Genomic DNA, 23,928 nt, shown 5'->3' on the forward strand with positions numbered 1-23,928 from the left:
CCCCTACCGTAGGGTGTTCTCCAACCAGAGGTATGGCAAATCGCCCTCCACCCACTGATCAAAATACTGGGTATAATCCGAGCCAAACACCATGGATCCCAGTAAAATATCCAGATCTCCGTCGCCATCCATGTCTCCAACATCCATGGCTATCCAGCGACCCGCCGATGATCCTGGAAAAGTACTGGCCTCATAATTACCGTTTCCTTGGTTTTCCAGGTATACAAATCCTTCTTCCGGGGCATTTTCAAAGTCGGGGAAAAAAGAAATAGCCGCAATATCCAAATCCCCGTCCCCATCAAAATCCGCCGGAATTGCCTTATAGGCTCCGGGTAGCGGATAGAAAAACTCCTCCTCAAACCGGTTTCGGCCATCATTGATAAAAATACGAATGCCGTGGTAGGGTTTGGTAATCGGATCGTAGTCTGCGTTATCACCTGCGGTATAGATGATGTCCAGGTGCCCGTCATCATTGAAGTCGGCCAGGTCGAAAAAACTGGAACCGTAACTGGGAGGAAACCGCAGGACCGGTTCTTCAACGAAATTGCCATTGCCTTGATTATGATAAATAAAAATACCCTCATCCCCCTGCCCAAAAAGCGCGATGATATCCTGTCTCCCGTTGCCATTCAGGTCCCGGATATAGGCCTTGGTCGCGCCGGGCTTATTTTGCAAAACGAATTTCTGGTAATTTCCCGCCCGATCCTGCTTCCACCAGCTTAGGCCCCCGGTCTGTTTGCCATATTCACAGATCACTAAATCATCCCTGCCGTCTCCGTCCAAGTCACCTCTGTCCAGGTGAACGGGACGTTGCAGGTTCTGAACCAAAATGCGGGTCGGATCGCCCGGTCCTTCCGGCAGTTGCATCACATAGCCCAGGTCCATATCCGTAGGGTTAAACGTCCCGATGACCAAGGCTAAGGTACCAGCATCGTCCTGGTGGATCCAGGAGGTTCCTTCGGGAATCCGTGCCGTCTTTAATACCTGAAAATCGGCGTCCATAATGGCTAAGGCAGACCTGCCCACATCACTGATGTAAAACCGGTTGGGGGCATCCATTTTAACCATCAGCGTCATGGGATTTTTGGTTTTGCCTCCGGGCTTTTTCAGGTTAAAATAAGGCAAACCGACACGGACCGACTCCTCCCGCTCTTTCAATGGCAATTTCGCAGGAGCTTCTTCCAGATAGTAGGCACTTATTTTTTTAAAAATCAGGGTATCCATCGTAGGTGTGAGAGGGAAAACACCTTTTTGTTCCACGATCTGTCCTGCCCTTCCTCCTTCCAGTATCCAATCCCGAAGGGTATCATTGGCATAAATCCCATAGTAATGCCCCATTCTGGGTAAGATGGTTTTCCATGTCGCCTTGTCCAGCAGGTTGGGATCCGGCAACAGGTGGCAGCCGGTACAATACCTCGCTGCCAGTGTGGATGCGGGCTGCTCCAAAAGGGACGTAGCAGGCTCTTTCCCGGATTCGGTCACCAGCTGGGAATGTTCCTTTTTCTCTTTGGTCTCGGTCCCACAACTCCATCCCAGAGCCAAAAAAATCCACAGAAACCAATGCTTGCTACCGCTCATGCCCAAAGAACTCATCATACCGAAAAATGTTGGTAAATGGATTGCTGATCTATCGTTTCAAGCGGCATGATGCATGGACGGTACTTCATGTGTATCCCAGTTTGTTGATGCGGATTCTTTTCTACGAATATAAAGGATCGCCTTTACATGGGAAGGGGATTTTTAATTTTTTAATCTTCCACCGGTCAGGTATCGACTTAAAGATTTAGAAACCGTGCCGATGTTTAACCCATAAAATACGCCTAATAAAAGGGCAGATGAATGATTTGCTAGCTAAATCTGCTTGCCATCAGCCTGCTTTGCTTCTTCTATTATGAAATAAATACTGAATGGTCGCATATAAAGTAGCACCGTCTACGGGTTTGGATAAAAATTCATCAATACCCACGCTAAGCCCTTTTGACCTGGCAATTTCTGAAAGATCTGCCGTAATGGCAATAATAGGGATTTTCTGATACTCGCTGCCACAATGGCCCGAACGAATGGCATGGGTAGTCTCGTAGCCATCCAAAACGGGCATCTGCAAATCCATTAAAATCAAATCGTATCCGGGCGTTTTCAACCGTTCCAAGGCAGCAGCTCCATTTACTGCCATATCAAACCAAGTGTTTTGCCAGGCCTTGAAAGTCACCTTCAATATCAGGCGAATAACCGGATCATCATCCACGATCAATAGCCGCTTTCCTCCCAGGTCAAAAATGCTGTTTTCCATATCCTTCCCCACGCTTTACCTTAAAAAAATAAACTTAAAGCTATTCAATAATTCCGTAATAATAGATATTTCAAAATTATATTACAAGAATTTAGGATAGGTTACATATTTGCGACAATTAATTTCATTTTTCTATAATTATAAATTATAATTGATGACATAAAAGATTTGCCTCGATGAGTAATAAAACCAGTAATCATGAGAAAAGAATCTTTCATACTGCTTCTTGCTTTTTTAATCCTATCGATTTCTTGTAACAATCATGATGAACCTACCGCCCTGGGAAGGAGACGGGGTACCTGATGACCTGGATCGCGCTCCCGATGATCCTACCAGGTGGTAAATTCGCTACGAAAATAAAATTACCTATATTTCCCAAAATTCCAATCCAGCAAACCCATATCCATGCCGCAAATCAGGGTCTTTTGTGAAGAAATAAGCCCTCCGAACTGGAAGGAATATGAACGTTCCCCAAACGGTAATTTCCTTGATATCTGGCGGATTCCCCTTTCTTCGCCCGATCATGTAGTTGAACATCTAAAAGAACTGCTGACGGATCAGGAAATCCATCAAGCCGATCGGTACCTGCAAAAACAAGACCGAATCAGGCAGCTATTGGGGAAAGGATTTCTCCGTAAACTAATACAGTGCTACCTGAACGATCGACAAAAAAAGATTCGGTTTGGTAAAAACCGGTTTAACAAGCCTTTCCTCATCGGAAGGGACCATTTTCATTTTAACATCAGTCATGCGGGCGATTGGGTGGTTATTGCGCTTGCTGATTGTGAAGTGGGCATCGACATTGAACCGCTAGATTCGCGCTTTGCCTATCAAGAACTGCTTCCCAGCATTTTTTCACCCTCAGAAATCGAATTTATCGAAAAATCTCCCATACCTGTTCACTCTTTTTATAAGATATGGACTCGGAAGGAGGCATTGCTCAAAGGGATCGGGCAGGGAATCACCGACCAATTGAGTGAATACTGTCTACTGGATGGCCTTCAACAATTCTATTTTTCCGAAAAAATACCGTACGAACAATGGGACATTCGAAGTTTTATCATGAATTCAAACCACTGTGTAAGTCTTGCCCTTCCCTCAAAAGAGCATCAACCACGATTTTTAAATTGGGATTCCTTACCTTTTGGTTAACGTACCCGGGACCTAAAAACCTAAAAAATCAGGCTGGTGTCCTGCGTTTGGATGCCATCTGTTTTCAATCAAACAGTGCCAGCATGGTATCCCCGTCCAGGGCTCCCAAAAAACTATCTCCCTCTGCGATAACTTCTGCGGCCAGCTTGCTTTTTGATTCCTGGAGTTTCACGATTTTTTCTTCCACCGTGTCTTTGCATATCATGCGGTAAGCTATCACGTGCTTCTCCTGTCCCATCCGGTAACAGCGGTCTATGGCCTGGTTTTCTACCGCTGGATTCCACCAGGGGTCTAGAATGTACACGTAATCAGCAGCGGTAAGATTAAGGCCGGTTCCTCCCGCTTTGAGGCTGATCAAAAATACTCGCTTAGAGGGATCCTCCTGGAATTGGTTCACCCGGGACTCCCGCTCTTTCAGGCTGGTCTTGCCGTCCAGATAGGTATAGGGTATGTGGTTCTCCTTTAATTTTTCCTGCACGATATCCAGCATCTTTACAAACTGACTAAATACCAACAATTTATGATCCCCCGTCTTTTCTTTGACGTGCTCCAATAGTAAATCAATTTTTGCAGAGCTTTCCATTTCCTCAGTATGGGAAACCAATTTGGTAGCATCACACACCTGTCGCAATCGCGTCAAACCCTCCAACACGTACATTTTTGACTGTTCGGCCCCCTCTTCCTCAAACTTTTTCAGCAGGTAGTCTCTGTATTCATTTCGGTAGGCATCGTATACTCTGCGCTGGAGTGGCTCCATTTCACAGTAGAGGTATTCCTCGGTTTTATCCGGCAGCTCTTTGAGCACTTCTTTTTTGGTTCTTCTCAGGACAAAGGGGTCGATTTTTTTCCGCAATTCATCCTGGATAGCCCCATCTCCCTTTTTTAACGGATCCAGGTAGCTTTCCTTAAACGCCTTAAACGAATGAAAAAACCCTGGATTGACAAAGTTCATTTGGGCATAAAGCTCCGCCAACCCGTTTTCGATGGGCGTTCCGGTAAGGGCGATTCTAACCTTGCCCTTTAGCCTGGTGATGGCTTTGTAGCGCCGGGACTGCGTGTTTTTGATGGCTTGGGACTCATCCGCAATGATCAGATCAAATTCCAATTGTTGTAACAATTCCAGATCATTGATCACCAATCCATAACTGGTCAACAAAACCTGATGCTTCTGGAGCGCTTCGACCTGATCATAGCGGTTGCCATGGTGGATGAAATAATCCAGATGAGGAGCAAACTTTTCTAATTCATCCTTCCAATTAAACAGCAGCGTGGTGGGGGCTACCACAAGCACCTTCGTCCCTTTTTTGGAAGTTAACTTACAGATCAGGGTAATGAGCTGGAGCGTTTTCCCCAAGCCCATGTCATCCGCCAGGATGCCACCCCAATGGTATTCTCTCAGGAAGTTAAGCCAATTGAGACCTACTTTTTGATACGGTCTGAGCTCAGCCTTTAGTTGCTTCGGAATGCGGGTCGATTTGATGCTGGAAAACTGCTTTAACTTTTCCTTCTTTTCTTCAATTTCCGCAAGGATCTCCGGAAAATTGTGAAGTTCTTCCACCTCATCCATCAAATTAAATTGGGTTTTAGAGATGTTGAGTTGGTCTTTATCGGTTTCGCCGCTGCGAAATAGGCGGCTAAACTTCCGAACCCACTCTTCAGGTAAAATGCCGATGGTCCCGTCTGTCAATTCTACGTAATTTCTGTCCCGATCCAAAGCCCTCTTGATGTCTTTTAATTTGACCTTATTATTTCCGAAAGCGACGGCTGCCTTGAGTTCAAACCAGTCCTGGCTGGAACGGAATTCCATGTTTACGGTTGGGGGGAAAAGGGAATATTTTTTTATTTTGATGTTTTCCAACCCAAATACCGTCACCTGGTTCTCCTTCAGGATTTCAAAAGCTTTCATAAACCAAAGGTTTTCCATAAAGCTATCGTGCGTCAGGTGAAAAAACCCCTGGTTACCCCCTCTTCCAAAATTGGGATGCAGAGATCTGAGAAATGCCAGGAAATCGTCTTCCACATCTTCGTCTCTCAGGTAAAGGGTTTTACTCTCGGCATCTATGATGCTGTTGCCCTCCAGAGGATTCGAAAATGCCTGCGGTCCATATTTGATAGCCGGGCGAAAAATCACCAATCCGCTGAGTTCTGACACATACAATTGCTTTTGTAGCAAAGGGCTACGGTCGGATTCGTTGAAAAGGCCAGATTCGTCCATGATTTCAAGGTTATTTGACAGGGGTACTATTATTTTGTGGATATATTCCTCCACATCCTTTTCCAAAAAATGGAAGACAGGGTAATGGAGCAAAGGTTTTAGGGTATCCAAGGCCTTCTGGTTCTGAAAAACCAGCAATTGGCGGCCCTCCCATATGACAAAAGCAGGGGTGATGATCAACTTATTTTTTGCGGTTTCCAATTCAATGCTGTTCGCTTCCGTCCGGATAATGGGCGCCACCTCATAGATGCTCCCAGATCTACGGATCCTCATCGTGAGCCTGGCAGACTTTACTTGCAAAGGTGCTCCAAAATGTTTCTTTTTTATCCTCCCTTTCTGATACTCGTAGACGGGAGCCTGATAGTTGAATAGGGAATAGCCCTCCATTGCCGTCAGAAATTCCTTGAAAAGGACACCCAATTTTTCGGTTTTCTTTTTAGAGATCGCTTGATTTATTTTGTCTATTGCGATTAGGATCCGATCCATCCCTTCATTATTTGCCAGCCTGGGATCAAAGGGATCCTCTATTTTGGTGAACTTTACCGATAATTCCTCCGGCCTGTTTTTACTTCCTTTGGCCATGAAAGCAAAAACACTGTGAATATTTCTATCGTGGGTTAATACAAAGGCCAATCCCGGATTGTATTGGCCCAATTCGGAATCATTAACCTCCGGCAGGAGTTGCTCTGCTTTTTTCTGGGTGCGTATTCCTTCTTTTTTAAACCATTGAGAAAGGGCATCGATGTTATAGAGTCCCCGGATCGGTCCGGCCGGAAACATGCCTAATTCCCCTTCCGAAAACAAAAACTCAAAAGCCGTCAGGGGCTCGGCTACCTGTTCCTGCAATCCCCATTTGGCCAATTTCTCCTCAGCCGCTTTCTTTCGCTGCCCGGGGGTCAGGTACTGAAGGTCCCCCAAATCCGGCTGTCTGAACCGTTTTTTGAGCCACTCCAACCCCGTACGAACCAGGAATTTTCGCTGATAATCACCCTCAATGATGACCTGTTGCCCATCAAAGCCAACACGTAACAAATGACGCTGCCCATTGATATCAACAACATAGGAAATTTCACTATCTGACAGATCGGCTCTGTACAGGTTTTCATAAATAAATTTACCCGGTTCACAATCGATTTTTTTTCCCAATTGGGGTATTTCATTTTCCGAACAGGCAATTTTTATGGGAAAGGATAGGTCCTCTTTCTCCCGCTTCGTTTTCACAAACGGCTTCGGTTCCGGGATTTGTAATCCGGTAGGTTTATCTTTCCTGTAATCGACTCCTTTGGTCAACGCTAGAAAATAAATTGCCGCTGCAATATGTTTACACTGACGATTTTCTGCAAAATAGGGACAAATACAATCCACAGGATTTTGGTCAACATTACCAGAAAATGGGTTATCACTCTTGCTGGAAAAAAATTCGTTGAGCGCTGTATATTCAAGACAGATTCGTACGGAATAATACGGCTCCAAATTTCCCTACACTTCAAAAAAATAGGTTTCGTCCGCAGGGTTATAATAGACGAATTCCACTTTTTTATCGGAAAAAAGGGTGTACCCTCTGTTGAGCAAAACCGGATTAACGAACGACTTTAGTTTGTCAAGCTGACTCTTGTGTAGAAATGGTAGACTCATACGCTAAAATAAAGTCAAAATTAAATTTCTTTTCTAAGCGTAAAAATTATTTGCAGCGGAAAACCTTGGATTTAGAATGCTAAGTTTATAGTTTAAGAAAAATTCACGGATGAAATCTGTAAGGTCTATTACTAATCTTCCAAAAGCTGTAACACCACCTCCACCGCTGCCAATTGCCTGGAGGGGGCGGATTCTATTTTGGAGATGACCTGCACCCCATTGTAAAGCGTAAATAGCAGGTTAGCAAAGGCTTTTAGGTCTTTGCCTCTGGCAATTTCGCCCATCACCTCTCCGGACTTCAGGTAATCAAAAAACAACTTCTCAAATTGGATCTGATTTTCCCGCAGCATCGCTTTCATCTCGCTATCTTCCGGGACCAATTCGGTGGTGATATTCACTAAAAAGCAACCCCTGCGATCCGTATTCTCACGTACCACATGTTCAAACAGCTTTCTAAATCCTTCCATGACATTCGGCTGTGCATACAATAACTCGTAATACGTATTTTTGGTGGTCTCCCTGTAATTTTCAAATGCCCGCATAAACAGGTCTTTCTTTCCTTTGTAGGTATCATACAGGCTGGCGCGGTTGATTCCCAGGTGATCGACCAGATCCTGCACGGAGGTGGAATGGTACCCCTTTTTCCAAAACAATTCCATCGCCCTTTCCAAGGTTTCTGTTTCATCAAAAGATTTTATCCTGGGCATCGGTAAATGGGGTATAATAAGGAATTCCCGATAAATATATAATTTTGGAATGTTCATTCCAAAACTTGAATGCAATTTTTTGAGCTTTTTAGGCACTATATGCATATTATATTTCTATTTGGTCTGTTCCCAGAGAATCCGCTGTTTTCTTCCGGGTTGAATTTAAACCGGCTATTCTACCGCTCAATTTTTTAATTTGCCCGTACGGGATTAAAGTGGAAATGAAAATTTCCTTACTTTGGCCGGATGAATCTATTTGACGATCCGGCTTATCCTTCCAAAAACGTATTACCGCAAGACGGGCAGGTGTACTATCATGGCAAGGTGATCCCCGGAGTGAAAGCCGATGGTTATTTTAAGGCTTTGTGGGATACCATCGCCTGGAAAAATGATGAGGCAGTTCTTTTTGGAAAAAAAATCGTGACCAAACGAAAGGTGGCCTGGTACGGGGATCAGGAATTTGAATACACCTATTCCAATATCACTAAAAGAGCCCTTCCCTGGACGAAAGAGCTCTTGGAGATCAAAGGGATTACCGAGCAGAGCACCCGGGAAACGTATAATTCCTGCCTGCTGAATCTTTATCATTCGGGAGCAGAAGGAATGGCCTGGCACAGTGATGGAGAAAAGGACCTGAAAAAACACGGTGCCATTGCCTCTATCAGCCTGGGTGCAGATCGGAAATTTGCCTTTAAACACAAGGAAAGCAAGGAAACGGTCTCCCTATATCTTAAACATGGGAGCCTTTTGCTCATGAAAGGCACCACCCAAGACCATTGGCTCCATCGCCTGCCGCCAACCAAGAAGGTACTGGAGCCAAGGATTAACCTCACGTTTAGGTATATTAATCAGTAGCAAATTATTGCTGCCTTTTCAGAACGGCCTTAATGTTTACGAATTCCTTTAGTCCGAATCCACCGTGTTCACGGCCATAGCCAGAATTTTTAACCCCACCGAATGGCATGGCAGGATCAGCCAAACCAAAGGTATTGATAAACACCATTCCCGTGTCAAAGTGCTTCTCTGCCATTTCGATGGCCGCGGCTTCATCTTTGGAGAAAATCCCTCCGCCCAATCCGAAGCGGCTGTCGTTGGCAATGCGCATGGCATCTTCGTTATCTTTGGCTTTGATCAATGCAGCTACCGGGCCAAATAGTTCATCCTCGTAAGCAGCCTGTCCCGGCTGGACGTTTTCCAACACCGTGGCGGGATAAAAGAATCCGTTTCCATCGGGAATTTTCCCTCCGCAGGCGATTTTGGCTCCATTTTCGACGCTATTCACCACCTGTTCATGCAACTCTTTGCGGAGATCCTGGCGTGCCATGGGGCCCAATTGGGTGCTTTCCTCATTCGGATCACCCGTTTTTACTTCACTCATGGCCTTCACGAATTTCTCCCGGAATTCCTCGTAGACCTTTGCGGTTACGATAAAGCGCTTCGCAGCAATACAGGTTTCACCGTTATTGTAAATACGGCCCTTCACACAGGCCTTTACCGCCAGGTCGATATCGGCATCATCAAAGACCAGGTAGGCATCGTTGCTACCCAATTCCAACACCGTTTTTTTCAACTCAGCGGTGGCTGTTTGCCCGATCTTTCGTCCTGCACCGGGACTACCTGTGAGGGTTACGCCTCGCACCCATTTATTTTTAATCACCGCATCCGACTGATCGTGATTGATTACTAATGTGGTAAACAGGCCCTGCGGGATGCCAGCGTTTTTGTATATACGCTCCAGCAGTTTACCCGATCCGGTTACGTTTGAAGCGTGCTTTAATAACACAGCGTTACCTGCCATCAGGCCGGCTATCGAATACCGCACCACCTGGTAACTTGGATAATTCCAGGGCTGAATACCGTATACCACCCCGATAGGGGCATATGAGACGCGTCCCTTGCTTCCATTGACCATGTCACGCTCCTCGGTTTTCAGCTCATTTGGTCCAATCTCAGCCGTATATTTACAAATGGCAGCGCATAAATCCACTTCTTGCCGGCTTTGAATTAGCGTCTTCCCCATCTCATCCGTCATCAATTGCGCCAACTCTTCCTTGGCACCGAGCAAGGCTTTTCCGATCGCTTTGATCCGTTCAGCACGTTCCTCGACGGGGACTTCCCTCCACGTTAGGAAGGCTTGGTGGCATTTTGAAATGGCCTCTTCTACCTCTTCGTTGCTCATGTATTCGTAGTGATCGAGCATTTCCCCTGTTGTAGGATTAATGGTTTCTATTGTTTCTATTTCACGCATCGTATGTTCCATTTTTTTAGATTTATACTTTTTATCCTTGTTCTGTCGGCATCAGGTACACATCGTTGATATTGACTCTGTCGGGCTGATTTAAGGCGTAGAAAATGGCATTGGCGATATCTTCCGCCTCAAGAGTGGTCATCTCCTTCATACCCTTCAGTTTTTCCTTAATGTCATCGTCCGTGATGGTTTCAAACAAGTTTGTATTCACAGCCCCTGGCTCTATGGAGGTCACGTTTATACCGTACAGGGGTGCCAACTCCTTTCTCAAGCCCTCCGAAAACATTTTTACCGCTACCTTAGTAGCACAGTAGATTGCCCCACCGGGGAAGTAATTGTGTGCTGCCGAGGAGGATATGTTGATAATATGACCGCTTTTATTCGTGCGCATGGTCGGCAATACGGCTGCTACTCCGTTGAGTACGCCTTTAATGTTGACATCTACCATCTTCTCCCACTCATCGGTCTTGAGTTTTTCGACGAACGAGAGGGGCATCAGTCCCGCATTATTGATCAATACATCAATGGATCCGTACTCAGCCAGCGTTTGAGAAACGGCTTCTCCAAATTCAGCTGGTTTTGTAACATCCGTTTTTACAACCAATGCCTTCCCGCCATCGGATACAATCTTATCTTTTAATTTATTTAGTTCATTTTCACTGCGGGCACACAATACCACAGCGGCACCTTCCTTTGCTAATTTAGTCGCCGTAGCTTTCCCTATTCCACTGGAAGCTCCTGTTATGATTACTACTTTGTTTTTCAAGTCCATCTTTTATTCTTTTGGGGAGTTATTGAATTTACCATAAGCTAGCCAAAGATTAAGCCGGAAGATCTATCGCTTTACAAAGCTGTCACAGGGACATTTTTACGCTTACAGTTACCTATCTATGGGGTGGGATGAGAAAAATGGGGATTTTATGACACTACTCATTTATCAGACCAAAATGCTCAGGCCTTTGGTTTATTTACTTACCCATACTTCTGAAAACCGTTATTCGGGATCTGGATTGGTGATTAATGCAAGTTCTGATTGCATATGCCTTTCTGAAGAAGCTTTCTAAACGATATAGTCTTAGAGAAGTAAAATTTAGGATTGATTAACTCCCTGCAAGCTTTCGAAGTCAAAAAGAATTAGAAAAGTAATCGGAGAAAGAGCTGAATCGTTGAAAGGCTTCCCAGGGATTGAAAGGAAACCACAGAAATGCACCTACAAAAAGGAGCTGAGCCCTAACAAAGAATGCCAATTGGCACAGTTCCTTGTCCCGGTGATCATTACAATTACCAATATCTTAGGCTCCCGCATGCTTATAAACGAACACTTGCTCCTGTAAGCCATCTCTTCTTTTTGAAGGAACGGACTGGCAAACAAGACCAAAAACCCACTGTTAGTGTCAGGCTGTCCGATTTATGATCTGGTAGTCTGACATCCCCAGTGGGTTTTTGGGATCGTCAACTGTGCGTTCAATCCAATATTGTTGTGTCTATAAACCAGCCATCGCTTACTTTTGTCGTAGTTTTTTCAAACAAAAACTTCCTTAACCGGCAATTCATAAATCCGCTTCCCTTTTAATTTATACAAAGCATTGCACAAGGCCGGGATAAAGGGGGGAACCGGAGGTTCGCCCACACCGGTTGGCTTTTCGGTGCTTTCTATGATGTGCGTGAAAATCTTTTTCGGGGCCTGGGGCATGCGAATGATCTGGTAGCCATCAAAATTATTTTGAATGACCCTCCCATTTTCAAATTGAATGGCCGAAGAAAGGGCCAGGCTGGTGGCAAATTGTGCGCCTCCTTCAAATTGGGAGCGGATCCGGTCGGTATTGACAGGGATCCCGCAATCCACGGCATAATGCACCTCCGGAATGATCAGCTTTCCGGATTCATCTTCGGCTACTTCGACGATGCAAGCCACATAGGTAAGAAAGCTCTTGTGAGCTGCAAAACCGAGGGTTTTCCCTTCCTTTTCCGCGCTGCCCCATCCGGCCTCTTGCGCCACGCGCTCGATCACCTTTTTCATTCGGGCAGTATCCCAGGGGTATTCTTCTATCGCCTCACCGTAATTGGGATAGGCTCCTTTCATTTCTTCGCTAAAAGCAAGTTTTCGGTCTTCCCCTAACAGCGAAAGTACATAGGCCACGGGATCCATTCCCTGCTCCTCAGCGATTTCATCCAACATGCTGCAGATAGCAAAGGCATGGTGTATGTTACTTACCGAGCGCAGCCAGCCAACCCTGGTATGGGCCTTGGCCTCATGGGATTCGATCCGGATATTGGGCACCTCGTAGGGAAAATCCGTACATCCCAATCCCATTTCTCCATCGGAGGGGTGCAATTCATCGGCACTGGAGGTTCCGCCAATGGCCGGAAAAACGGTATGGTGATTCCAGGCGGATAATTTGCCGGTAGCATCCAGACCTGCCTTGATCCGCTGGGCACTGTGCGAATGATAAAAATCGTGGTGAATATCATCTTCTCGGGTCCATTGTACCCTTACCGGCTTTTGTATGGCTTTGGATAGCAAGGCAGCCTCCACCACGTAGTCCGGCTTTGACTTCCTTCCAAAACCTCCTCCCAGTAGGGTCACATTTACCCGTACCTTGGAAACATCTATTTCCAGGGCTTCTGCCACCGAATCCCGGGCCCATTGGGGGTGTTGGGTTGGAGCCCATATTTCGATGCTTCCATCCTCCTTGTAATCTGCCAGTGCTGTGGGAGGTTCGATGGTGGCATGGGCATAATAGGGAGCCCGGTAGGTATTTTCAAATATTCTTCCTCCACTGCTAAATGCCTGCTTTACATCTCCCTTTTCCCTTCTCAAGCGTCCTTCCTGTAGCGTGCTTTCGATCATGGCTTCCATTTGACTCGCACATTGGTAATCCTGATTTTCTCCCAGCTCCCAATCCACCTCCAGCGCCTCCCTTCCTTTCATAGCGGCCCAGGTATTATCTGCAATGACTGCCAACCCTTCCAAAGGCTTGTTCAGTCCCGGGTGCACCCCATTGCCGGAAATTTGAACAATCTTATTTACGCCCGAAACCTGTAGGGCTTTTTCTTCATTGTACGTACGGATCTTTCCACCAACCACGGGACTTCGTAGAATAACCGCGATTTGCTGTCCGGGCAGGTCCACGTCTGCCCCGAAGAGTGCTTTTCCTTCGGTAATATCTTTGACATCGTAAATGGGTACCGACTTACCTACCAGTTTGTAATCACTCAGCTTACGCAAGGTCAGGTTTTCCGCTTCCGGAATCGGCATCTGTCGTAATAGCTCCACCAACTCTCCAAATGGAACTGTTTGGCCAGAGGCCTCATGAACGACCATTCCCTCCCGGGTATCACAGCCGGAAGCCTCAACGTTCCATTCTTGGGCGGCTGCTTCCACGAGCATGTGCCGGGCAGTGGCCCCGGCCCGCCGCATGGGTTCAAAAAACATGCGAATCGAATAGGACCCATCTGTATTTTGATCGCCGTAAGTGGCTTCATCACCCACGGCCTGTTGAATTTTTACAGCTTTCCAGTCCGCACCCAATTCGTCCGCGACAATCATGGGCAAGGTGGTCCGGATGCCCGTGCCCATCTCGGAACGGTGCGCAATGATGGTAACCGTATTATCGGTACCAATACTAAGGTAGGCATTGGGAGCAAAGGTTACCGTTTCCCCTTTGGGTCCCGAGCATTGGAAATTAACACCAAGAACAAAGCCCCCACCGATGAGGGAACTTAGTTTCAAAAAGTCCCTTCTGCCGGGAATAAACAGCTTGCTTTTGTCGGCAGAAACTTTTTTCGATAAAAACGGAAGTTTAGGTATCATGAGCGGATGAAATAAAGTAAGATTAGGACTTGGATGCGGTTAGAATGGCATCCTTGATTCGATTATAGGTGCCGCAGCGGCAAAGATTTCCGGCCATGGCCTCCTCAATTTCCGTTTCACTTGGATGGGGCTTTTCATTCAGAAGGGCGGCGGCATTCATTAGTTGCCCGGTTTGGCAATACCCGCATTGCGGTACCACATGCTCCTGCCAGGCCTTTTGCAAGGGATGGTCTCCATCGGCCGAAAGGCCTTCGATGGTGGTTATTTTTCGGTCTCCTACCGCTGAAACCGGCAGACTACAGGAACGGGTGGCTACGCCGTCCACATGGACCGTGCAGGCACCACATAGTGCTTGTCCACAACCAAACTTGGTACCTTTAAGTGATAGCAGGTCCCGGATGACCCAAAGCAGGGGCATGTCTTCGGGAGCGGAAACTTCTTGCATGTTTCCATTTACGGATAGACGGTATTTTTCCATGGCATCTGTTTTATGATAAGGAACTTTAATATAATAAAATTCTGAAAAACCTGTAGTCATTTCACTACTATTCTTCTTATTTCCACTCATTTAGTGAAAAAGAATCTGGCAAACCAGTGAGTATACGATAATTCCGTATTTTTACGAAGTATTCGTAGGAAAACTAATTTATATGTTTTACCTTTAAGCCATGGAAGCATTGACAAGTAACGAAGAACAGGTAATGGGAATCATTTGGCAACTGGAAAAAGCGCTGGTTCGCGACGTGTTGAATCATTATCCGGAGCCCAAACCTCCCTACACTACCCTGGCCTCTATTATCAAGCAGTTGGAGAAGAAAGGGTATCTGGATCACCAGACCTATGGCACCACCCATGAATATTTTCCCGTAATCAGCAAAAAGACTTACCAACACCGGAGTTTCAACCGGATGGTAAAGAACTACTTTGAGGGGTCTGCCAAAAATGTGCTGTCATTTATGGTAGCAGAAAACAAGCTCTCCGAAAAGGATCTGAATGAATTGGAAGAGATGGTTGAAAAACTCAAAAAAGATAAAGAATCATGAATGCACTGCTGAATTATTTGTGGGAAGGAAGCGTCTGTCTGGCTTTGATGGGGCTATTTTACAGGCTTTTTCTGGCGGGAAATACCTTCTTTGTCTGGAACAGAGCCTATTTATTGACCGCTTTTGGGATCGCCTGGATCGTGCCCGCCTTAAACATTCCCCTGCTAACTGAGACAATAGTCTTTCAGGAAATACTCACTTTTCAGTTACCTACAGTGGAATTATCTCCAAAGAATCCTCAGACGGTAACAAGTGGCTGGTATTCGCTGGGCGTTTTGTTTTCAAGCGTATACCTGTCAGGTCTTGTCTTTTTTCTTATTCGGTTTGGCTGGGGACTGAGGACCTTATATACCCGGGCAGTCATCGCTAAGAAAGCTAGCTGGGGAAATTTCACCCTTCTGGAGCATCCGGATTTTGAACCCTCTTCTTTTTTCCATTGGATCTTTTTACCTCCCGAACAGAAAAACAAGGTAGATCGAGAGTGGATCCTTGCCCATGAAGCTGCTCATGGAACACTGCTGCATAGCCTGGATGTCTTGTTGTATCAATTGCTAAAAATCACCTTCTGGTTTTTGCCCCTTATCCGGTACTTCGAAAAAGCCTTAATGGAGCTGCACGAGTATCAAGTAGACCAACTGATGACCCAAAAACATCCCAAAGAAGCCTATATCGACCTGCTGCTGCATTTACTACGACCGGTTCAGCAGGGCACTTTAGTTAATAATTTCAATCAATTTCAATTAAAAAAACGACTCAACATGATGTATCAACCAAAATCCCCCCGGATGGCCCGAATCAATTATGCGCTGGCCATGCCTTTAGTAGGTTTGCTGTTTGTATTCTTTGCCTGCGAAACACAGGAAGAAAAACCCAGTTTGGATCAATCCAGCCCTGAGCAGATTTCCGAGCGCGTTATGCAAGGAGAAATATTCAATGTAGTGGAAGATATGCCCGTCCCTGAGGGCGGAATGGAGGGCTGGAACGCCTTCCTGAGTGAAAACCTCACCTATCCGGAAGCAGCCCGAAAGGATAGCATTGAAGGAACCGTTTATGCGGTATTTACCGTAAATACGGAAGGTAGTATCCATGATGTGGAACTGCTACGCGGAGTGGATCACCGTTTGGATCAGGAAGCCCTCCGGGTACTACGAAAGGCTCCCGCCTGGACCCCTGGAAAACAAAAAGGGATAGAAGTACCCGTGAAAATGCGGGTTCCGATCCGATTTAAATTAAATTAAAGCGTACGGATTGTTGTTAATCCCTCCCTGGCGGAAAGAAATGAATTTTCTACCTGCCAGGGATTTTTTAGCTTTTTTTCACAAAAAATTTCATTAAATTTACTTCTGGGGTAAGTAAATGGTTTAGTGAAGTTTGACAGCGTTTATATCTTGGAATTTTTTGTATGAATCAATCCATTTTTGGGACCGGAAATGAAGAAAAGCGATTGGAGGTATTGCATTCCTATGCGATATTGGGCGGCCCTCCTGAGAAAGAATTTGACGCGCTCACCGAATTAGCGGCCAGACTCAGTGGTTCTGCCGTTTCCTTCTTATCCTTTCTGGGACAATCAGCCTGTTTTATCAAAGCTAGTTTTGGGTTGACGATCGATGAAATCAATGAAATGCCATCGCTTTGTCAACTTGGTCTCAAAAACTCAAAAACCCCATTTCTCCTAAAAGACTCCCGGGAACATAAAGTGAAGATTGCTTCGGAACATACTGAATTCCGATTTTTTGCACGGTTTCCACTGATTTCGCCGAATGGTTTTCTGTTGGGATCCTTGTGCCTACTGGACCAAAAACCAGATGTGATAGGCAAGGGGCAGGTACGCTCGCTGGAGCTGTTAGCTGCCCAGGTGATCACCCTCCTGGAAGGCCGAAAGAAACAACGGGTGATGCAACAAAGTTACCGCCTGCACCGGGAGATGGAAAAGCAGCGGGCGCTGGACCGGTTAAATAACGATGCGCTTATCAATACCGCCACGGATGACATCTGGAGTATTGATTGTAATCAGCGGCTAATTGCCTTCAATCAAGCTTTTTCCAAGAAAATGGAAGCATTGATCGGGACCAAGGTTTTTCCGGGATCGCCTGCTCTTTTTCCCGATAAGATTCCGGAAGACATGCACCAGCAGTTTAAGTCTTTTTTTGCCCGGGCACTCTCGGGGGAATCCTTTACAGAAACCTATGGCCGGCCGGAAAAACTGAAATCCGGCATGGAGATTTGGATAGAACTTAGTGCTCATCCCATTCGCCAGGACGGAAAAATAACGGGAGCCGCTTTCTTTGCCAGAACCATTACAGAACGCAAAATAGCCGAACTCAAAATCAGGGAATCAGAGCGCAATTACCGCATGTTATTCGAGCTAAGTCCACTACCCAAAATACTTTTGGATGTGGATACCCTGGAGGTTTTGGAAATTAACCAGGCGGCACTGACGACATATGGCTACCAAAAATCAGAGATTCTAGGATTCAGTATGGGTATTCTGTTTCGGGAAGAAGAAGTTTCCACCTTTTATGAATCCATCCACAAACTAAAAGTAAAGGAAGGGGCCAGCAAACTAGATACGGTCATACAGCAGAAAAAGAATGGGGAGTTGTTACAAGGCGAGTTGTTTGTTCATGAATTGGTATATAGAGGAAGAAACTGCATCATGGCCATTTTAAATGACCAGACGGAACAGTTGCGAACGCGTTCACTAAAATCTCAGCTGGCCAGCATTATGGAAAATAGCCTGAATGAAATTTACATTTTTGATACCGATAGCCTTCACTTTTCCTACGCCAACAGGGGGGCATTGTTAAATATGGGTTATAGCTTAAAAGAAATTCAAACGTTAACTCCATACGATATTAAACCAGAATTTGGAGAACAGGAATTTCGGGATTTCCTTCAACCCCTACTATCCGATCAAAAGGAGAAACTGGTATTTGTAACCGTTCATGAACGAAAAGACGGAAGCCGCTATCCCGTCGAAGTTCACCTGCAAAAAATGCGCTACGAAGGGCAGCCCGCCTTGGTGGCCATCATCATAGACATCACAGAAACCAAAAAGACGGAGCGCAAACTACAGGAGCTAAATGATCTCCTGGCAAATAGCAATAGGGAGCTGGAGCAATTTGCTTCTGTTACCGCTCACGATTTACAGGAACCCTTACGAATGGTTTCGGGGTTTACCTCGCTCATAAAAAAGAAATATGAAGGGCAACTGGATGAAAAAGGACTTCAATACATTCATTTCGCCATGGATGGTTCCATCCGAATGCAACAGATGATCAAGGATATTCTGGAATATTCGAAGGCTGGACAAGCGTTAAAAAGAATGGAGCAATTTTCATTGATGGAAGTACTGGATCCGGTATTAAACGACCTTGAAAAAAGGATTGCCTCCAAAAGAGCCCGCATTGAAATTCCTCAACAGGACTTGCCATTACAAGGGCACCAAAATTCTATTTACCGATTGTTTCTAAATCTGATATCAAATGCATTGAAATTTATTCCGAAAGACAGGACTCCGGAAGTTCGGATTCAAGTGCGGCAGGATCTTGAGAAATACCATTTTACGATAGAAGACAATGGCATCGGGATCGCTTCGGAAGATCTTTCAAAGTTGTTTCAACCCTTTAACCGGCTGCACAACAAGCAGACCTTTGAGGGGACAGGACTTGGGTTGGCTACCTGCAAGAAAATCGTCGTAAATCATGGAGGTGAAATCTGGGTCACCTCCTCACCGGGAGAAGGCAGTCAGTTTCATTTTACGGTGCCGAAACCGACGGTTGATTGATAGATGAACTATTGAGACCATCAAAGATATCCCTCTCCCTCTATTCGAATCAAAGAAAAAGCATTACTTATGGTTGGTAACGCTGGCCTTTTACCTAAAATCCAAGCTCGGAGAAAATCCTAACGATTGATTTTTCTCCTATGCAATCCTTACATCTGTAAGGAAGGTGTTTCATCTGTTTATAGTTTGTTTTTACGCGGTCAGATAGCCTGTCCCGATACTAAATCGAGAACGTCTTTGACGATTAAAAAAATCATTGCCCTGTGTGTTTAATGATGATTAGAATCGTGTTGATTTCATTGGTAAAAAATAAAATACTATGGCATAAAAATTGTGATTGAATTAGGTAAATAGGATTGATTATTACTATTAATCCTTGTATTATTTTTAAATTGAATCAAACAGAACCATGCAGTTACTTACCGAAAAACGCATACAGGATTTATTGGCTATTGAAAAAGCTCCCTGCCTTTCGCTTTACATGCCGACTTACCGTAACCACCCAGACAATCGGCAAGACCCCATTCGGTTTAAAAACCTTTTGAAAGAAATGGAGCAATCCTTGATTCAAAAATACAGTTCAGAAGAAACGAATACCTATTTGGCTCCGCTGGAGAAATTCACCGAGGACGATGAATTTTGGAACAATAGCATGGATGGGCTGGCCCTATTTAGTGCTCCTGATTTCATCGAGGTTATTAAACTGCCTATAGCGGTAGAATCCCTTGCCATTGTGGCCGATAGTTTCCACACCAAACCACTTCGAAACTATTTACAATCTACCGACCGCTATCACCTTTTGGGCTTGAGCCTGGACGAATTCACTCTATACGAAGGAAACAGGCATTCATTGCAGCAAATAAAACTTTCCGAGGACATACCTAACACCATGGAGGATGCCCTGGGGAAAGAACTAACAGATGAGCACCACACCGTAGCCTCCTATGGCGGATCAGCCGGAGAGAGTAATGCCATGCACCATGGCCATGGCGGTAAAAAAGACCAGGTAGATTTGGATGCGGAGCGGTTTTTCCGAGTGGTATCCAAAGAAGTGGAAGAAAATTTCTCAAAACCACTAGGAATTCCTCTTATTCTGGCCGCCCTACCGGAACACCACCACCTTTTTCAGAAGGTGAACAAAAATTCTGCTCTATTACCCGAAGGGATACAGCTAAACCCTTCGGCGGTGGCAAAAGAAAAATTGGCTAAAATGGCCTGGGAAGTCATGGAGCCTGCCTACCGGGAGAATCTAAAAAATCATTCCGGGAAATATGAGGAGGCCAAAGCAGCTGGTAAAGGAACAGACGACTATAAAGAACTGGCTGTAGCTGCAGTTGAGGGAAGGATCGGCACCCTGCTTGTAGAAGCGGACAGAATCATCGCCGCTCGCATCACCAATTTAGTAACGGGCAACACCCAGAAAAAAGACATGGACAATCCCAGAGTAGATGATCTTTTGGATGATATGAGCGAGTTGGTCTTAAAGATGGGTGGTAACGTGATCGTGATGCCTACAGACAACATGCCTACGGATACCGGATTAGCGGGAATTTTAAGGTATTAAATTTCCAATCATTTTATTGAGGAAAATTTCACCTTATAATCCAGGGGGGACATGTCCGTATATTTTTTAAACACTTCCCTAAACGCCTTAGGGTCGCTATATCCAACATCATACATGATTTCGCTTACCGTTTTACGGCTTGTCTCCAATTGCTTTTTGGCTGCCTCGACTTTTACGCGCTGCATGTAATCCACAATGGTATTGGTAGTTGATTGCTTAAACCTGTCGCATTCAACCCATTACTTTGTCGGGTTTGCACAGTCAGGGACTATTAAAATTGTCTTAAATTTGTAGTACTATGTATTTAAAACGAGTGACTAACAAAAACCTCAAAGATCATGAAACCAATGATTTTCATTAATCTACCTGTAAATGACCTCCCTGCAGCCATGGAATTTTATACGCGAATAAGGGTTTACCAATAACCCTCACTTCACCGATCAAACAGCCGCAGGAATGGTCTACTCCGACACCATTTCGGTCATGCTCCTCACTCGGGAAAAATTTCAATCCTTTACTTCCAAATCGATTGCGGATACCCGAAACCAGGTACAAGTATTGAATGCGTTGGCCTTGGCTAGTAAAGAAAAAGTGGATGAAGTAACCGAAACTGCCCTACAGGCAGGAGGCACAATCGAAAGGTCCGCTTTGGACTATGGCTTTATGTATAGCACCTCTGTCAATGACCTGGACGGGCACATCTGGGAATTTTTCTGGATGGATCCCAGTCAAATCCCCGTAGAAGAAAGCCAATCCGGCAGCTCACAATAAATTGGAAATGATAAAACTGAAAAAACTAGATATTGATGTACTAGAAAAGGCAATCAAAGAATAACCAAATAATATGGGAGCGAGCGGTTGAGAAGTCTGGAAGAAACGGTAAACAATCTAAACTAAAAAAAATTAACCATGGAAACCAATAAACAGGATTTTCTTCGAAAAATGAATGAAGCCTTTGCCAATAGTGATGTGGATTTTATTCTGAATGCCGTTACTGAGGATATACATTGGACCATTGTGGGTGACAAAATTATCCAGGGAAAAGAACAATTTGCCAGAAGCTTACAGGAAATGGCTTCCCCTGAGCCTATGAAATTGGAAATCCGGCACCTTATCACCCACGGAAAAGAAGCCGTAGTGGAGGGGAGCATGATCACGCCCGATGGGAAAACCTATTCCTTTTGCGATATTTATCGGTTTAATGGATTCAAAAACGCCCAAATTAAGGAAATGACAAGCTATGTGTTTGAAGTAGCTGATCGATAGTTCTGCTCTTCCCCTGGCTCCAAAATGAAGTTGGCTGCCAGTCGGTGCACTTCAGTGGAACGCAGCCGGTGTCCCAGGCCCCGGGTAGATACGAGCCGGGCCTGAGGCCATACAGCGGCAAGTGCTATCGCATTACCATAGGGAACGCGATCGTCGTCCCTGTCATGGATAATCAGACCGGGAGTGGACAGGAGATTCGTAACCAATTGCGCGGAGTCGAACGTTTCCAGACCGCCTGGCGTGGCGGCCTGCATTTCCCCAATCATACGGTTCATCGTACCTGGATTCAAGCTTAATGTTGTCTGAAATAACGAAACCAAATCATTGAGGCTAATTGGCGGAGCCATCAATACCCATTTTTTTATTTCTGGCAGCGTATGTCTGGAAGAGGCGTATAGCAAGGAAAGACTGCCCAGGGAATGCCCCACTACGGCCTCGAAAGGTTCCTCCATCATCCGATGGATAAGTTCCGCATTGTCAGGGATGGTAAATTGCTTTCCTCCACTCAAGCCATGCCCGGGAGCATCATAAGCATGTAAGGTAAATTCGGAGCCAATCAGCGTTTCGGCCAGGGGTTTCCATCTAGCGGAAAGGCTTTGCCATCCATGTACCAAAAGTATTTTTTTAGGACCCGTTCCCCAGGTGTACGTACGGATGGATTGCCCCTGGAAATCTATTTCGCCCTGCCTGGCGGTCTGAAGGAACTCCATTTCTTCCGGATGAATTTCCCGGGGTTTTGGGGTGCAAAATAGTTTAAAAACGGTTTTTCCACCCTTTTGGGGCCAAACTCGGGTAAAGGCATTAAGATACATCCCCAAAAGCCGGTATACAAATTTTTCCTTAGTCACCAAATCTAAAAATTTATCATCCTTTACTTTTCTACTCCTGCCTTTACAGGTACTTTTTCCAGCACTGCCTCTGTGTCTACCACTTTAATTTTCCGGATTAAGGGAATGCAAGACAAACTGAGAACAATCGCTGCATATCCCACCCATTCAAAATGCATCAATTTACCATCTGCCCCCTCCACCAATACCATGCCTGCAAGAAAGGAAGCCAATCCGGCACTTAACTGCTGGACGGAGGAATTGAAACTCAGGAAGCTTCCCCTGTTCTCGGGCTTGGCTGTACCCGTAATCAAGGCAGCAGCAGGTACCATTCTACCGTTTGAGGTAATAAAGAAAAACGTGGAAACGAGCAGGGCAAAAAGGATCGGAGTAACCCCCATTTGGGTTAGAATGGCAATGGGAATCACATTCAAACTCATAAATACGGTAAATACCTTAACCTTACCATAGGTATCGGTCAACCTTCCCACCCAAGGGGAGGTAAATACAGTGAAAAATCCCCCTGCCATGTAAATATAGGTCAATTGTATTTCCGAAAATCCGACATTGGAAACCATAAATGGGCTTAAAAACGGTATGATCATAAACTGCCCCAACATCATCAATACCGTTAACGATATGGCCCGCATCTGGTTGGCATTGCCGGTAACCCTGCGGATGACCTGCATCGGGCTGGGTCTGGAATCAGCCTGCTGAATATGTGCGGTAATAGAAGGAACAAAACGGTATATCAGTCCGAGGATAACCAAGGCAAGAAAGGCCAAAAAGAAGAACGGAGCATGCCAGTTGGAAAGGCTGGCGATAAACAAGCCGAAAGGAACACCAAAAACGGAAGCTACTGAAAATGCCGCCATGACCAATCCCATGGCCCTACCCCTCCGGCTATCCGGAATAGCATCTCCAATCACCGCAAAAATCAAGGCTGAGGTAAGCCCCCCAAATAATCCGGAAACAATCCGGGAGGCTAACAACAACAAATAATTAGGTGATAGGGCACAGGCAAGGGTTCCCAGTAAAAACCCCACAAAAACCCATAAGAAAATGCTTCGGCGGTCGTACTTATCCAAAATAAAGGCCCCGATAAAACTACTGATTCCGGCACTAAAGGTATAGGAAGACACCAACAAGCCAAATTGTTGGGGAGAGATGTCAAAGACACGCATCAATTGCGGCCCCAGGGGCATCATGATCATAAAATCCACTATATGGGTAAAATTAACCGCTGCCAGTGTCCAAAGTAAAAGTTTTTCCTTATTCATTCCTTTAAAATGTCTTCAGTGAAAACCGGATAGGAAGGCCGAAAGTTCTACGCCTGGACAATAAACTTCCCCCTGAAATAAAACGCAACCCTGTAAGGTT

19 protein-coding genes and 1 pseudogene are annotated in these 23,928 nt (G+C 45.3%); 8 read left to right on the forward strand and 12 right to left on the reverse strand.

Translation table 11 applies throughout. From position 1 onward, the window contains the following. Positions 1–3: 3 nt before the first annotated feature. Together GJS45_RS13520 and GJS45_RS13525 are read right to left on the reverse strand one after the other, a co-directional pair. Positions 4–1,596 (reverse strand): FG-GAP repeat domain-containing protein, encoded by a 1,593-nt coding sequence (locus tag GJS45_RS13520; protein ID WP_235954754.1) that lies wholly within the window; start codon positions 1,594–1,596, stop codon positions 4–6. 271 nt (positions 1,597–1,867) lie between these two features. Next, positions 1,868–2,290 (reverse strand): response regulator, encoded by a 423-nt coding sequence (locus GJS45_RS13525; protein ID WP_162342393.1) that lies wholly within the window; start codon positions 2,288–2,290, stop codon positions 1,868–1,870. Positions 2,291–2,695: 405 nt separating this feature from the next. Between GJS45_RS13525 and GJS45_RS13530 the strand changes: the two genes are divergently transcribed. Further along, positions 2,696–3,442 (forward strand): 4'-phosphopantetheinyl transferase family protein, encoded by a 747-nt coding sequence (locus tag GJS45_RS13530; RefSeq protein ID WP_162342394.1) that lies wholly within the window; start codon positions 2,696–2,698, stop codon positions 3,440–3,442. A 64-nt stretch (positions 3,443–3,506) separates the two neighbouring features. Here GJS45_RS13530 and GJS45_RS13535 read toward each other — a convergent pair whose 3' ends face one another. The 3 genes from GJS45_RS13535 to GJS45_RS13545 form a co-directional block, all read right to left on the reverse strand. Further along, positions 3,507–6,878 carry a DEAD/DEAH box helicase gene (locus tag GJS45_RS13535; RefSeq protein WP_162342395.1) on the reverse strand — a complete coding sequence of 1,124 codons (3,372 nt, stop codon included), beginning with the start codon at positions 6,876–6,878 and terminating at the stop codon, positions 3,507–3,509. Positions 6,879–7,136: 258 nt separating this feature from the next. Continuing rightward, positions 7,137–7,292 carry a hypothetical protein gene (locus GJS45_RS13540; RefSeq protein ID WP_162342396.1) on the reverse strand — a complete coding sequence of 52 codons (156 nt, stop codon included), beginning with the start codon at positions 7,290–7,292 and terminating at the stop codon, positions 7,137–7,139. Between the two features lie 131 nt (positions 7,293–7,423). After that, complete coding sequence (locus tag GJS45_RS13545) at positions 7,424–7,999, reverse strand: TetR/AcrR family transcriptional regulator (RefSeq protein WP_162342397.1); 576 nt, start codon at positions 7,997–7,999, stop codon at positions 7,424–7,426. A gap of 246 nt (positions 8,000–8,245) precedes the next feature. On the opposite strand from GJS45_RS13545, the gene GJS45_RS13550 reads away from it, so the two are divergent. Next, complete coding sequence (locus tag GJS45_RS13550) at positions 8,246–8,854, forward strand: alpha-ketoglutarate-dependent dioxygenase AlkB family protein (RefSeq protein ID WP_162342398.1); 609 nt, start codon at positions 8,246–8,248, stop codon at positions 8,852–8,854. Positions 8,855–8,858: 4 nt separating this feature from the next. Here GJS45_RS13550 and GJS45_RS13555 read toward each other — a convergent pair whose 3' ends face one another. The 4 genes from GJS45_RS13555 to GJS45_RS13570 all read right to left on the reverse strand — a co-directional run bounded on the left by GJS45_RS13555 (position 8,859) and on the right by GJS45_RS13570 (position 14,539). Further along, entirely contained in the window at positions 8,859–10,259 is a 1,401-nt protein-coding gene (locus GJS45_RS13555; protein ID WP_202928083.1) for an NAD-dependent succinate-semialdehyde dehydrogenase, read from the reverse strand. A gap of 19 nt (positions 10,260–10,278) precedes the next feature. Further along, a complete protein-coding gene (locus tag GJS45_RS13560; RefSeq protein WP_162342399.1) occupies positions 10,279–11,019 on the reverse strand; it encodes an SDR family oxidoreductase in 741 nt (246 codons plus the stop codon). 750 nt (positions 11,020–11,769) lie between these two features. Next, on the reverse strand, positions 11,770–14,061 hold the full coding sequence (locus GJS45_RS13565) for a xanthine dehydrogenase family protein molybdopterin-binding subunit (RefSeq protein WP_162342400.1): 2,292 nt from the start codon (positions 14,059–14,061) through the stop codon (positions 11,770–11,772). A gap of 22 nt (positions 14,062–14,083) precedes the next feature. Next, a complete protein-coding gene (locus GJS45_RS13570; protein WP_162342401.1) occupies positions 14,084–14,539 on the reverse strand; it encodes a (2Fe-2S)-binding protein in 456 nt (151 codons plus the stop codon). Positions 14,540–14,729: 190 nt separating this feature from the next. Between GJS45_RS13570 and GJS45_RS13575 the strand changes: the two genes are divergently transcribed. The 4 genes from GJS45_RS13575 (at position 14,730) to GJS45_RS13590 (ending at position 20,455) form a co-directional block, all read left to right on the forward strand. Then, positions 14,730–15,104, forward strand: coding sequence for a BlaI/MecI/CopY family transcriptional regulator (locus tag GJS45_RS13575; RefSeq protein ID WP_162342402.1), 375 nt, complete (start codon positions 14,730–14,732; stop codon positions 15,102–15,104). Then, complete coding sequence (locus GJS45_RS23815) at positions 15,101–16,342, forward strand: M56 family metallopeptidase (protein WP_162342403.1); 1,242 nt, start codon at positions 15,101–15,103, stop codon at positions 16,340–16,342. Before GJS45_RS13575 ends, GJS45_RS23815 begins: the two co-directional genes overlap by 4 nt. Positions 16,343–16,506: 164 nt before the next feature. Further along, positions 16,507–18,891 (forward strand): PAS domain S-box protein, encoded by a 2,385-nt coding sequence (locus tag GJS45_RS13585; protein ID WP_162342404.1) that lies wholly within the window; start codon positions 16,507–16,509, stop codon positions 18,889–18,891. A 409-nt stretch (positions 18,892–19,300) separates the two neighbouring features. After that, complete coding sequence (locus GJS45_RS13590; RefSeq protein ID WP_162342405.1) at positions 19,301–20,455, forward strand: baeRF3 domain-containing protein; 1,155 nt, start codon at positions 19,301–19,303, stop codon at positions 20,453–20,455. An 8-nt stretch (positions 20,456–20,463) separates the two neighbouring features. Here GJS45_RS13590 and GJS45_RS13595 read toward each other — a convergent pair. Beyond that, positions 20,464–20,679 (reverse strand): annotated as a pseudogene (locus tag GJS45_RS13595) (helix-turn-helix domain-containing protein); the annotation flags it as partial. A gap of 232 nt (positions 20,680–20,911) precedes the next feature. Between GJS45_RS13595 and GJS45_RS13600 the strand changes: the two are divergent. Beyond that, positions 20,912–21,226 carry a VOC family protein gene (locus tag GJS45_RS13600; protein WP_202928084.1) on the forward strand — a complete coding sequence of 105 codons (315 nt, stop codon included), beginning with the start codon at positions 20,912–20,914 and terminating at the stop codon, positions 21,224–21,226. Positions 21,227–21,364: 138 nt separating this feature from the next. After that, positions 21,365–21,721, forward strand: a complete 357-nt coding sequence (locus GJS45_RS13605) for a nuclear transport factor 2 family protein (protein ID WP_162342407.1) — start codon at positions 21,365–21,367, stop codon at positions 21,719–21,721. Here the strand turns inward: GJS45_RS13605 and GJS45_RS13610 are convergent. Both GJS45_RS13610 and GJS45_RS13615 read right to left on the reverse strand, forming a co-directional pair. Next, on the reverse strand, positions 21,694–22,569 hold the full coding sequence (locus GJS45_RS13610) for an alpha/beta fold hydrolase (RefSeq protein WP_162342408.1): 876 nt from the start codon (positions 22,567–22,569) through the stop codon (positions 21,694–21,696). The genes GJS45_RS13605 and GJS45_RS13610 overlap by 28 nt on opposite strands. Before the next feature lie 23 nt (positions 22,570–22,592). Beyond that, positions 22,593–23,828, reverse strand: coding sequence for an MFS transporter (locus tag GJS45_RS13615; protein ID WP_162342409.1), 1,236 nt, complete (start codon positions 23,826–23,828; stop codon positions 22,593–22,595). Positions 23,829–23,928 lie beyond the last annotated feature (100 nt).

It is taken from the genome of Cyclobacterium salsum (assembly GCF_010119245.1).
Lineage (GTDB): Bacteria > Bacteroidota > Bacteroidia > Cytophagales > Cyclobacteriaceae > Cyclobacterium > Cyclobacterium salsum.